13 protein-coding genes are annotated in these 12,498 nt (G+C 61.9%); 10 read left to right on the top strand and 3 right to left on the bottom strand.

The window, feature by feature from the left end; all coding sequences use genetic code 11:
• Positions 1-11: 11 nt before the first annotated feature.
• Complete coding sequence (locus CLV45_RS15810; RefSeq protein ID WP_100337676.1) at positions 12-260, bottom strand: type B 50S ribosomal protein L31; 249 nt, start codon at positions 258-260, stop codon at positions 12-14.
• Between the two features lie 197 nt (positions 261-457).
• On the opposite strand from CLV45_RS15810, the gene CLV45_RS15805 reads away from it, so the two are divergent.
• From CLV45_RS15805 to CLV45_RS15760, 10 genes are all read left to right on the top strand, one after another.
• Complete coding sequence (locus CLV45_RS15805; protein WP_157807567.1) at positions 458-865, top strand: hypothetical protein; 408 nt, start codon at positions 458-460, stop codon at positions 863-865.
• A gap of 178 nt (positions 866-1,043) precedes the next feature.
• Complete coding sequence (locus CLV45_RS15800) at positions 1,044-1,634, top strand: non-canonical purine NTP diphosphatase (RefSeq protein WP_100337424.1); 591 nt, start codon at positions 1,044-1,046, stop codon at positions 1,632-1,634.
• Positions 1,635-1,741: 107 nt separating this feature from the next.
• Complete coding sequence (locus CLV45_RS15795; RefSeq protein ID WP_100337675.1) at positions 1,742-2,371, top strand: uridine kinase family protein; 630 nt, start codon at positions 1,742-1,744, stop codon at positions 2,369-2,371.
• Positions 2,372-2,610: 239 nt separating this feature from the next.
• Positions 2,611-2,976: a hypothetical protein gene (locus CLV45_RS15790; protein WP_100337423.1), complete on the top strand. Its 366-nt coding sequence runs from the start codon at positions 2,611-2,613 to the stop codon at positions 2,974-2,976.
• A 135-nt stretch (positions 2,977-3,111) separates the two neighbouring features.
• A complete protein-coding gene (secDF, locus tag CLV45_RS15785) occupies positions 3,112-6,120 on the top strand; it encodes a protein translocase subunit SecDF (RefSeq protein ID WP_100337422.1) in 3,009 nt (1,002 codons plus the stop codon).
• Positions 6,121-6,312: 192 nt separating this feature from the next.
• Positions 6,313-6,909: an RNA polymerase sigma factor gene (locus CLV45_RS15780; protein ID WP_245882887.1), complete on the top strand. Its 597-nt coding sequence runs from the start codon at positions 6,313-6,315 to the stop codon at positions 6,907-6,909.
• Positions 6,884-8,482: a hypothetical protein gene (locus CLV45_RS15775; RefSeq protein WP_157807565.1), complete on the top strand. Its 1,599-nt coding sequence runs from the start codon at positions 6,884-6,886 to the stop codon at positions 8,480-8,482. Before CLV45_RS15780 ends, CLV45_RS15775 begins: the two co-directional genes overlap by 26 nt.
• 37 nt (positions 8,483-8,519) lie before the next feature.
• The gene (locus tag CLV45_RS15770; protein WP_157807563.1) at positions 8,520-8,891 is read left to right on the top strand and encodes a hypothetical protein; all 372 of its coding nucleotides are present in this window, start codon (positions 8,520-8,522) and stop codon (positions 8,889-8,891) included.
• A 12-nt stretch (positions 8,892-8,903) separates the two neighbouring features.
• Entirely contained in the window at positions 8,904-9,482 is a 579-nt protein-coding gene (locus CLV45_RS15765) for a YceI family protein (protein ID WP_100337419.1), read from the top strand.
• Positions 9,479-10,396 (top strand): DUF5777 family beta-barrel protein, encoded by a 918-nt coding sequence (locus CLV45_RS15760; protein ID WP_100337418.1) that lies wholly within the window; start codon positions 9,479-9,481, stop codon positions 10,394-10,396. The genes CLV45_RS15765 and CLV45_RS15760 overlap by 4 nt, the downstream gene beginning before the upstream one ends.
• A 179-nt stretch (positions 10,397-10,575) precedes the next feature.
• Here CLV45_RS15760 and CLV45_RS15755 read toward each other — a convergent pair whose 3' ends face one another.
• Together CLV45_RS15755 and aroC are read right to left on the bottom strand one after the other, a co-directional pair.
• Entirely contained in the window at positions 10,576-11,202 is a 627-nt protein-coding gene (locus CLV45_RS15755) for a NifU family protein (RefSeq protein ID WP_100337417.1), read from the bottom strand.
• Positions 11,203-11,398: 196 nt separating this feature from the next.
• A complete protein-coding gene (aroC, locus tag CLV45_RS15750; protein ID WP_100337416.1) occupies positions 11,399-12,475 on the bottom strand; it encodes a chorismate synthase in 1,077 nt (358 codons plus the stop codon).
• Between the last annotated feature and the right edge of the window lie 23 nt (positions 12,476-12,498).

Genomic DNA, 12,498 nt, shown 5'->3' with positions numbered 1-12,498 from the left:
ACTGACCAGAACTAGGCTTTCTTCTGGTAGCGGTTGCGGAATTTCTCAACGCGGCCAGCGGTGTCGATAAACACGTTTTTGCCGGTGTAGAAAGGGTGCGAGGCGCTGCTAACTTCCACCTTGATGACGGGATACGTCTTACCGTCCTCCATCGTGATGGTCTCGTTGGAGTTCATCGTCGAGCGGGTGATGAATTTAAAGTCGCTGGACGTGTCCTGAAACACAACTTCGCGATACTCGGGGTGGATGTCTTTTTTCATGGTCGTGATGCCGTTATAAACCTTCTGGCCCTGCCGATTTTGCGGAAGGGACTGCAAAAGTACACGTTAGCTCTGTATTTTAAAAACGTCAACTGTCTTTTCTACTTTTAACAGGATTGTTAGCCGACAGAACAGGAAAATGTTTATTTTTGGTTTCGCCCTAACTATTGCCGCCGCCCTCCCCTATTAGCTTCTCTATGATTCGTACTGCTACTCTATTCGTTACTATCTGCCTGTTACTGGGCACGTTGGCCTACGGAGCCACCGTTACGCTGTTTCAGGCCAGCTTCGATGGCACCAACGTGCGCGTGGAGTGGGAAATTACCAACGAAGCCGGCGTGCAGGGCTACGACCTCTGGCGCAAGGCCAACAACGAGCCCGCCTTTGCCCACATGGCCACCCAAGCGCCCAGCAGCCAGCGTCGCTACCAGTTTCTGGATACCAATATGTACCGCGGCACAGCCGGTACCAACGGCGGGGGGCCCTTCACCTACCGCCTAACGGTGCACACCACCACCGGCGACCAAAACTACACCACCGTCCTCAGCACCACGCCCAGCGCCGTGCAACGCTCCTGGGGCAGCATCAAGTCTATGTTTCGCTAAAGGACAGATGGTGAAACGGCGGAATAGTGAATTGGTGAGTTAACCCAGCCGGTGCGGAGCCGGTTTTTTTGTGCGCGTATCTTTGGCCTGTCTCCAAGCTGCTCCCTCCCACCTGCTTTAGGGGCACCTCGGCACTTTGCCTCAAACTCACCAGTTCACCCTCTCCCTATTTCACTGCATGCGGATTTGTTTTGCTACCAATAATGAGCACAAGCTCACCGAAGTCCGGGCCCTGCTGCCGGCCAGCATCGAGCTGGTGAGCCTGCGCGACATTGGCTGCCACGAGGAGCTGCCCGAAACCCAGGACACCCTGGAAGGCAACGCCCGCCAAAAGGCCGAATACGTGTGGGACAACTACCAGACCAGCTGCTTTGCCGACGACACCGGCCTGGAAGTAGCCGCCCTGCACGGTGAACCCGGCGTGTACTCGGCGCGCTACGCCGGTCCCCAGCGCTCCGCCGCCGACAACGTGGCCAAGCTGCTGCACGAGTTGCAGGGCCAGCCGAACCGGGCGGCCCAGTTCCGGACCGTGGTGGCCCTGGTGCTGCCCGACGGCACGGTGCACGAATTTGCCGGCGCCGTCGCCGGCTCCATCACCGAGCAGGTGAAGGGCGCGGACGGCTTTGGCTACGACCCAATTTTCCGGCCTCAGGGCCACGCCGTAACCTTTGCCGAAATGAGCCTGGCCGAGAAAAACACGCTCAGCCACCGGGCACGGGCCGTGCAGCAGCTGGTGGCCTTTTTGGAGGCGCAGATGGCTAAAAAGTAGTTCGACCAGAAATATTCGCCTCTGGTTCGGCCCGAAAATACGTCGACACAAGGCATTTTGCTACTTTTGCAGGGTTGGCCCTGTCGGTACGGGCCCATTCCCACCCCATGCAACATCCTTTCATCGTCGGTATTACGGGCGGCAGCGCCTCGGGCAAAACCACCTTTCTGCGCCGCCTGCTGGCCTCGTTCCCGGAAGAAGACATCTGCCTGATTTCGCAGGACAACTACTACCACCCCCGCGAAAATCAGTCGATTGATGTCAACGGCGTCACCAATTTCGACCTGCCTTCTTCCATCGACTCGGCGGCCTATGCCGCCGACGTGCTGCAAATCAGCCAGGGCAAGGAAGTGCGCCGCCAGGAGTATACCTTCAACAACCCCAACGTCGAACCTACCGAGCTGGTGTTCCGGCCCGCGCCCATCGTGGTGGTAGAAGGCATCTTCGTCTTTTACTTCGAGGAAGTAGCCAAGCTGCTCGACCTGAAGGTCTACATCGACGCCCGGGAGCATGTGAAGCTGCAGCGCCGCATCGTGCGCGACCGGGACGAGCGGGGCTACGACCTGGAGGATGTGCTCTACCGCTACACCAACCACGTGGCGCCCACTTACGAGAAATACATTAAGCCCTTTAAGCAGGACGCCGACATTGTGATTCCCAACAACCGGCACTTCGACCGGGGCCTGGAAGTACTCGTGTCGTTTTTGCGCAATAAAGTAGTGGAAGGCAAGCAGTAGTTTTTCCGCCGACCTCCCCAAAAGCCCCGCCTAGCTCATCCTTAATAGAGCTGGGCGGGGCTTTTTAGTGGACTTAAGTCCGCTGCAACGCCGCAGTGCCCAACGGAGCGTAAGGCACCGCGGCGAGCCGTCAGCCCCGGATTTTAAGAACGTTTGTTAGCTTTTTCGGGGGTTATCTGCCGGTTGGCCCTTGCCCGCGCTGTGGGGTTTGGCTATATTTGTAGCCATTGCCCTCCAGAATGCCGCACTTTATCTCCCACTTTTTGCCTCGCCTGCGCTTCACGCTGCTCACAGCTACCCTGCTGTTTGTGCTGTCGTTGAACCACCAGGCCGTTGCCACCTACCGGCTGCCGGTGGGCAAGGAAACGCGCGTGGGTGCGGGGCCCAAAGCGGCTCTGGTCAAGAAGAAAGTACTGCTGGAAGCCACGACGCCGCTGGGGTTGTGGCTGGCCCCGGCCACTGACGCCTGGACGCCCGGCTTCGAGCCATTGGTCTGGCCGCTGCTGGCCCAGCGCGCCGCCGTATTGCGGCCCCGGCCCAGCGCCGTGCCCGATTTGTTTCGCTCCCGGCTGCTGGTAGCGGCCCTGTCGCCGCACGCTCCCTAGCCGAGCCGGCCCCGTTGCACGACTCCTAATTTTAGCAGAGCCGTTGTGTTGTTGCACGTGCAGTTGACGCGTGGCGGGCCTGAGCCCGCCGCCCGATCCGGATTGCTTTCCCCGAATTCATTTTAGTTTCTCTCAATGCGTAATAAAGGACTTATTATCGCGCTGACGGCCGTTGTCACGGCTTTATGCGCGTATTTTCTCTTCTTCACCTTCATTTCCCGTGGGGTGCAGAAGGATGCCGTAGCCTACGCCTCCAAGGGCGGTAAGCTCGACGAGCGGCAGCGGCAGCACTACCTCGACTCGGTGTGGCGCGCCCCCGTATTTGGCCCCTACACCTACCGCGACGTGCGCGCCTCGGAGCTGGGCCTCGGCCTCGACCTGAAGGGCGGCATGCACGTGACGCTGGAAGTCTCGCCGGTGGAAATCGTGCGGGCTATGTCGGGCAACTCCAAGGACGTGAACTTCAACAAGGCCCTGACCCAGGCCCAGGAGCTGCAGCGGACCAACCCCTCGACGCCTTTCACGGCCCTGTTTGCTCAGGCTTACCGTAATATCGCGCCCAACGACCGGCTGGCCCGCATCTTTGCTAACACGACCAACAAGAGCCGCGGCATCGACATCAACTCGACCAACGAGAAGGTAATTGCCGCCATCGACAAGGAGGAAGAAGAAGCCATTGACCGCTCCTTCAACATCCTGCGCACCCGCGTCGACAAGTTCGGCGTAAACCAGCCCAACATTCAGCGCGTGAAAGGCACGGGCCGCATCCAGATTGAGCTGCCCGGCGTGGACAACCCGGACCGTGTGCGCAAGCTGCTGCAGGGCCAGGCCAAGCTGGAGTTCTGGGAAGTGTGGCGCACCGACGAGTTCGGCCCCTACTTCAACCAGCTCAACGAAGTGCTGAGCGCTAAAGAAGCCGCTGAGAAACTCAACGGCACTGCCGCTGCCACCCCGGCCGCTGCTGCGACCGATACCACCACTACGGCTGCCACCGCGGCCGCCGGCGACTCTTCGTCGCTGGCCAGCCAGCTGGCCAAAAAGAAGCCGAACACCGCTGCTAAAGCCGACTCGGCCAACCCCCAGCAGAGCAGCGCCCTGGCCAAGCTCTTCACCATGCCCGGTGCCCTGGGCTCGAACGTGCGCGACACCGCCCGCGTGAATGCCCTGATGAAGAGCCCCGAGGTTCGCAACGTGCTGCCCGCCAACCTGACCTTCCTGTGGGGTGTGAAGCCCGACGTAATCGAGGGCCAGGAGTACCTGCAGCTCTACGCCATCCGCAAGTCGCGGGAGGCTACCGCCCCGCTTGGTGGCGAAGTAGTATCGGATGCCCGCCAGGATTACGACCAGGGCGGCCGGCCGGAAGTTTCGATGCAGATGAACCCTTCGGGCGCCAAGAAGTGGCAGCGCTTGACGGCCGCCAACATTGGCCGCCAGGTAGCCATTGTGCTCGACGACTACGTGTACTCGGCTCCCGTGGTACAGGCTGAAATTGCCGGCGGCAACTCCAGCATCTCGGGCAACTTCTCGATTGAAGAAGCCCAGGACTTGGCCAACGTACTGAAGGCCGGTAAGCTGCCCGCTCCTACCCGCATCGTGGAAGAGGCCGTTGTGGGTCCTTCGCTCGGTCAGGAAGCCATCAACCAGGGTCTGTACTCGTCGTTGGCGGGCCTGGTGCTGATTATGATTTTCATGGCCGTGTACTACGGCAAGGCCGGCTTGGTAGCTGATGCCGCCCTGCTCTTCAACGGCTTCCTGATTCTGGGCGTTCTGGCCCAGTTCGGCACCGCCCTCACCCTGCCCGGTATTGCCGGTCTGGTGCTGACCTTCGGCATGGCCGTGGATGCCAACGTACTGATCTTCGAACGGATTCGCGAGGAACTTGACCACGGCCTGACCGTGAAAGACGCCATCAACAAAGGCTACGCCCGCGCTTTCTCGGCCATCTTCGACTCCAACGTAACGACGATGCTGATTGCCGTTATCCTGGGCTTCTTCGGGACGGGTCCGGTGCAGAACTTCGCCATTACCCTGGGTATCGGCGTTCTGACCTCGTTCCTGTCGGCCGTGTTCGTGTCGCGCCTCATCATTGAGTGGCTGACCCGTGGCAAGGAAACGACCAGCATCACCTTCAGCACGCCTTTGTCGCGCCACCTGTTCAAGGGTCTGAACTTCGACATCGTGGGCAAGCGCAAGATTGCCTACATCGCCTCGACCATCGTTATCGTCACGGGCTTCGTGCTGATGGCCGTGCAGGGTGGTCCCAACCTGGGCGTTGACTTCCGCGGCGGCCGCAGCTACATCGTGGATTTCCCCAAGGCGGAAGTTGCTTCCGACGTTCGCGAGGTAGTAACCAAATCCTTCCAGGGTGCCGGCACCGAAGTAAAAACCTTCGGCAGCCCGACCCGCCTGCGCATCACGACCAGCTACATGGCTGACGACGAAAGCGTGGCCGCCGACCAGAAAGTGGAAACGGCCCTGCTGCAAGGCTTGAAGCAATACGGCGTAACGAAAGCCAACATTCCCAACACGGCTAAAATCGGCGCTACCATTGCCGACGACATCAAGAAGACCTCGGTGCTGAGCCTGGGCCTGACCCTGCTGGGTATCTTCGTCTACGTATTGTTCCGCTTCGAGAAGTGGCAGTACTCGATGGCCGCCGTAGTGGCCCTGTTCCACGACGCCCTGCTCGTTATTGCCGCCTACCCCATTGCCCGTCTGTTCGGCCTGAACTACGAAATGGACCAGATCTTCGTGGCCGCCGTGCTGACCATTATCGGCTTCTCGATGAACGACACGGTGGTTATCTACGACCGAATCCGGGAATACCTGCGCGAAAACCCGCACCTCACGTTTGCCCAGGTGGTCAACCCGGCTCTGAACAGCACCTTCTCCCGCACGATGATTACGTTTACCACGGTCTTCCTGGTGGTAATCGTGCTTTACATCTTCGGTGGTGAGACGCTGCGCTCGTTCTCCTTCGCCATGATTGTGGGTATCATCTTCGGTACGTACTCGTCGCTGTTCATCGCCACGCCGATTATCCTCGACACCTACGGCCGCAAGGAAGCCCGTGAGCGGGGCACGTCCACTTCGACGGTTATCACCGACGCCGACGCGCCCAAGCTCTCGACCACGGTGCAGTAACCACCCCGGATTCGTCCGGACTTTTCGGATGAGCCGGATTTCGTGGACGATTAAAAAAAGCCTGACCTTGCCGGTCAGGCTTTTTTTTGTTGCTGCTTTTGCCGCGGTTAGCGCAGGTTTTCACTAAATTTTCTGCGGACAGGCAACCTTTTCGGCGGGGCCTGCGAGTCGCCAGATATAACCCCCGCAGCCGTGCCCCAACCCGACCACGACCCCGAGATGCTCCTTGCCCTGCTGGCTGGCTGCCGGCGGGCGGAGCGCGACGCGCAGCGGCGACTGTACGGGCTCTACTACAGCTTTGCGCTGAGCGTGTGTTTGCGCTACACCCGCACCCGGGACGCGGCCATGGAAGCCGTCAACGACGGGTTTATGAAAGTATTCCGCGACGTGGGCCGTTTCGACGTGGCCCGGCACGAGGTCAGCGGCTCGTTTCGGGGCTGGCTCAAGCGCATCATGATTCACACGGCCATCGACCACTACCGCAGCCAGGAAAAGCACCAGCACCAGCAGGAGCTCAATGACGCGGCCTTCGCCGAGGCCGACCCCGGCCACTCCGCCCTCGACACCCTGTCGTACGAGGAGCTGCTGCACCTGATTCAGCAGCTTTCCCCGGCCTACCGCACGGTGTTCAACCTCTACGTCATCGACGGCTTTACCCACGAGGAAGTAAGCGCCCAGCTGGGCATTTCCGTGGGAGCTTCCAAGTCTAACCTATCCAAGGCGCGCGCCCACCTCAAGCACCTACTTAAACAAACCAACCACCATGCGTACGCCGGATATGTCGGATGAGGAACTCGACGCGCTGTTTCAGCGGAGCGCCGAGAACTATCCCGACGAACATAACCTCAGCGCCTGGCTGCAGATGGAGCGGAAGCTGGACGAAGCCGCCGCCGGGCAGCTCGTGCGCCAGCGGGTGTTGCGCATCTTCCTGCTCGAAGCCGTGGTGGTGCTGGTAGCGTTGCTGGGCTGGCTGGGCTACAGCCACTACACCACGCCAGAGACAACCGCCGGCCCAACGGGCGCCCCGCCGGCCGTAACCGCCACTGCCGAGGCAGCCCGCTCCCTGGCGCAGCCAACAGCTCCAACGGTAGCCCCCGCGCCGGCCGTTGCTGCCGCCCGGCCGCAGTTGGCTACGCCGCCGGAAGCGTTGGCCGCACGGGTTGCGCTGCCCGCTTCTACCGAACCAGCCACGGCAGCTTCACCAACCCTGGCCACCCCGGCTACCGCCAACCCTTCCCCGGCTACCCGCTTTACGCGGCCCGGCCGCCGGGCATTGATTGGGTCGGTGGTACTAACACCGACGCGCCCACGCCAGCCCATTATTCGGCCCGCCGCGGAAACCAGTGCGGCAGTTACGACTGGGCAGTTGAGCTTAGCCGCCGCTGCCCGGCGGGAAACAACACTTGCTCCCTCGCCAAAGGCAGCCAGCCCGGACGCCGAACAAGCCCCGCCGACTTCCGCTTCCCCGGCCGCCGGGACGGTTACAGTCTCGGTCCGGCCGCCGGTTTCTGGCTCTTCAAGCCCAGGCTCCGACTCCGAACCCACCGGGACGGCCGCATCGGTGGCTCCTGGAACAGCTGTTGCAGCAGCTACGCAGCCGGGTAGTGAGCCCCTGCCCAGCCGCCCTTCAGGAGCCACCCTGCCCACCGACTCCGCCGCTGCCGTTGCGCCGGTGGTGGAGCCTTCCGCCGCGCCGGCCCCGCTGGCTGCTCCCGCCGATTCGGCCAAGCAGCCCGAGAAGCCGGCCCGCGTGAAGCCCGCCTACCGCCTCAGCATTGGCGGACTGTATGCCCCGGAGCTGAGCACCGTGGGCTGGACCAAAACAACTTCGCCGGGCAGCAACCTGGGCGTGGTGGTGGAGTACCGCTTTACCGACCGGCTGCGGCTGAACGTGGCTGCCATTCGCTCGGTGAAGCGCTACGTGGCCCGGGGCAGCGACTACACCGTGCCCGCCGGTACCTGGAGCGGCAACTACACCATCGACGACGTGGGGGCCGTGTGCCGCATTACCGACGTGCCCATCAACCTGCGCTACGACGTGCTGCACCGCCCGCAGGCCGCCCTGTTCGTGTCGGCGGGCCTGACCTCCCTGCTCATGCGCGACGAGCAGTACACCTACAACTACCAGTACTACGGCAAGTACTACTCCCGCGACTGGCAGGTAAAGAACGGCTCCAACCACTGGCTGAGCGTGGTCAACCTCTCGGCGGGCTACGAGCGGAGCTTGGCCAGCCGCTGGTCGGTGCAGGCCGAGCCCTACGTGAAAGTGCCCCTGGGCGGCGTGGGCTTCGGGCAGGTAAAGCTCAGCAGCGCCGGCGTATTCTTTAGCCTTAAATACCACTTGCTGCCGACTACGCCCTAGGCGGCCCGGCTTTCTTCCTCATCCTTTCCTGTTTTATATGCTACGCCCAGTACTTTTTCTGGTTGGCGGACTGGCTATGCTCAGCAGTTGCGCCTACGATAACGCCGAGGAGCTTTTTGCCAGCCAGCCCCCGGTGGAGTGCGACGTGGCCAGCACCACCTACAGCGCCACAATTTCGCCGATTCTGGATCAGAACTGCCGCTCCTGCCACAACGCCCGCCTGCCCAGCGGCAACGTGAACCTGGAAGGCTACGCCCAGGTGAAAAGATTCGCCGACAATGGCCTGCTGGTGGGCGTCACGAGCCACGCTCCCGGCTTCACGCCCATGCCCCAGGGCCTGCCCAAGCTTTCCGACTGCGACTTGGCCCGCATCAAGAAATGGGTCGAGGACCAGGCCCCCAACAACTAACCCCGCTTTGCTATGAAACACTGGTTACTACTCGGGCTTGGCCTGCTGCTACTGCTGCCGCCGGCCCGGGCGCAGGGCAAATACTCGACCCGCGCGGGCCTGATCCGCTTTTTCTCCGGCACGCCCATCGAGGACATTGAGGGCCGCAGCACCCAGGCGGCCGGCATGCTGGACCTGACCACGGGCAAAGTGGCCTTTAGCGTGCCCATGAAGTCGTTCGTCTTTAAGCGCACCCTGATGCAGGAGCACTTCAACGAGAACTACGTGGAGTCGGACAAGTACCCCAAAGCCACGTTTGCGGGCGCGGTGGTAGACTTTCAGCCGGGTCAGCTGCCGGGTGCCGGCCCCCAGCGCGTGCAGGTGGAAGGCGACCTGACCATTCACGGGGTGAAGCGCCGGGTGAAAGTGCCCGGTACGCTGGAGCTCAAAGACAACCACCTGCTGGTCACCTCGAAGTTTAACGTGGCCCCGGCCGACTACAACATCGAAATTCCGGCCCTGGTCCGCGACAATATTGCCAAGAGCATGGAAGTCACCCTGGCCTTCAGCTGCGACCTTACCCCCACTTCCCAAACTGCCGTTGCCCGATGAGTTTTCTGCGTTTATCCCGGCTCCGCTGCCTGCTCGGTGGCTTGCTGCTGCTCCTGCTGGGCACCGTACCGGCCCGGGCCCAAGACGATGACCTGCTCAAGGAGCTGGAAGCCAAAGTGGCCGACAGCACCCGGGTTCGGGCCCCCGACTTCACCCAGGCTACTTTCAAGGGCACGCATATCATCAACTCCCAGTCGATAGAAACGCCGGGGGAAGGCACGCTGCTGTTCCTGATTCAGCACCGCTTCGGCACGCTCAACAGCGGGGCCTACAACTTCTTCGGCCTCGACCAGGCCGTGCTGCGCCTGAGCTTCGAATATGGCCTCACCGATAGGCTGGCCGTGGGCGTGGGCCGCAGCTCCCAGGAAAAAACCTTCGACGGATTCGTCAAATACAAGGCTCTGCGCCAAAGCACCGGCGCCCACGCCATGCCCGTGTCGGTGACCTTACTGGCCAGCTCGGCCCTGACGACGCTCAAGTTCCGGGAGTCGGAGCGGACCCTGAAAACCCGCATGGCCTACACCTACCAGGCCCTGATTGCGCGCAAATTTAGCCCTTCGTTGTCGGTGCAGCTCATGCCTACGCTCGTGCACCGCAACTTCGTGGATACCCGGCGCGACCAGAACGACGTGTACGCCCTGGGCGCGGCCTTCCGCCAGAAGCTCACCAAGCGCCTGGCCCTCACGGCCGACTACTTCTACCTGCTGCCCGGCGCCACCGCCACCGACCTGCGCAACGCCCTGGGCCTGGGCGTGGACATCGAAACCGGGGGCCACGTGTTTCAGCTGCACTTCACCAACGCCCAGGGCATGATGGAAAGCCTGTTTGTGCCCCACACCACCGGCAACTTCTTCGACGGCGACATCTACTTCGGCTTCAACGTGAGCCGGGCCTTCACTGTGAAAAGCCGCTAGGATTCAAAGCCTAACCTCAGCGCCAGACTTTGGAGGGAATCAAAAATAAAATTTCACATTCCCTCCAAGCTTGGAGGGAATGTGAAATTTTATTTTTGATTCCCTCCAGATTTGCTGTCCCACAAAAAAGCCCGGCTGAATGATCCAGCCGGGCTTTTTCTAGTGGTTTCAGGCAGTACTTACACCGTAATGCCTTCGGCCACTACTTCGGTTACTTCGGGGACCATGCGCTTGAGCAGGTTCTCGATGCCCGATTTGAGCGTAACGGTAGCCGAGGGGCAGCCCGAGCACGAGCCCTGCAGGTTCACCGTTACCACGCCCTTGTTGTAGGAGCGGAAGGTGATATTGCCGCCATCCTGCTCGACGGCGGGGCGCACGTAGTTTTCGAGCAGGTCGATAACCTTCTGGCTGATCTGCTGGTCCTGCTCGGAGGCGTCGCCGGTGGCTACGGCCTCGTGGGCGGCCTTCTGCTCGGCCACGGGGTCCACGGTGAAGATGGGGCCGCCGGCTTCCACGTACGACTTGAGGAAGGTGCGCAGCTCGGGAATCAGGTGGGTCCAGGTCAGGTCCGAGGCCTTGGTGATGGTCACGAAGTTGGCCGCAATAAACACCCGGCTCACGTAGTCGAAGTTGAACAGCTCCTGGGCCAGCGGCGAGTTGGCGGCGGCCTCCAGGTTGGGATAATCCACGCTCACCCCGTCGCTAAGCAGCTGGGTGTTGAGCACGAACTTCATGGATTCGGGGTTGGGGCTGGCTTCGGCGTAAATGGAAACCGGCGCAGCGGGGGAAGTGAGGGTATCAGCCATGTTTGAAAGACTTGGAGACGATAGAGAAAACGCAGGAAGCTGCGCTGAAGTAGTAAACAGCAGTGGCGGTAAAACCGTGCCACGCGCTATATGTTGCGAAGGTACGCAAGTAGTGGCAGTTTGCTAGGTTCTGGCCCCGCCAGAACGGCCGACAGCGGGCCAACGAGCCGCAGAAGCTCAGCTACTTGCCGGTCAGTTACGCTTTATTGGCCCGGGCCCGCAGCAGCATGTCGGCCACCACCAGGTTGGTCATGGCATCCACGATGGGCACGGCCCGGGGCAGCACGCAGGGGTCGTGGCGGCCCTTGCCGGCCAGGGTAATTTCTTCGCCCTGGTCGTTGATGGTCGTTTGGGGCTGCAGAATGGTGGCCACGGGCTTAAAGGCGACGCGGAAGTAAATATCCTGCCCGTTGCTGATACCGCCCTGAATGCCGCCCGAGTGGTTGGTGCGGGTGCGCACCTGGCCCTGCTCGTCGGTGTAAAAGGCGTCGTTGTGCTCGGAGCCAAACAGCAGCGTACCCGCGAAACCGGAGCCGTACTCGAAGCCCTTCACGGCGTTGATGCTCAGCATGGCCTTGCCCAGCTCGGCGTGGAGCTTGTCGAATACCGGCTCGCCCAGGCCGGCCGGTACGCCCAGCACCACGCCCGTCACCAGCCCACCCACGGTGTCGTGCCGGTCCCGGACCTGGCGGATGAGCTCGGTCATCTGTTCGGCCGTTTCGGGGTGGGGGCAGCGCACCATGTTGGAGTCAATCAAGCCCAGATCCAGCTGCTCGTAGCCCACGGGGACGGCCACGGCCCCCACCTGCGACACGTAGCTCAGGGCCCGGATGCCGTGCTGGGCCAGAAACTCGCCGGCTACGGCCCCGGCCGCCACCCGGGCCGCCGTTTCGCGGGCCGAGCTGCGGCCCCCGCCCCGGTAGTCGCGCTGCCCGTACTTCTGGTCGTAGGTGTAGTCGGCGTGGGATGGGCGGTAGGCGTGCTCGATGTGGGAGTAGTCGTGGCTGGCCTGGTCCTGGTTGCGAATCAGCAGGCCGATGGGCGTGCCGGTCGTTTGCCCGTTGAACACCCCCGACAGCACCTCCACCTGGTCGGCCTCCTTGCGCGGGGTCGTCAGCTCCGACTGCCCGGGCCGGCGCCGGTCCAGGGCGGCCTGAATCGTGGCCACTTCCAACGGAATGCCGGCCGGGCACCCGTCGATAACAACGCCAATGCCGGGCCCGTGCGACTCGCCGAAGGTGGTAATGCGGAATAAGGTACCGAAGCTATTCATGGGCAAGGATTCTGTTCGGCCGC

This window comes from Hymenobacter chitinivorans DSM 11115, assembly GCF_002797555.1.
Taxonomy (GTDB): domain Bacteria; phylum Bacteroidota; class Bacteroidia; order Cytophagales; family Hymenobacteraceae; genus Hymenobacter; species Hymenobacter chitinivorans.
This window is presented reverse-complemented; position numbering and strand designations above follow the sequence as displayed.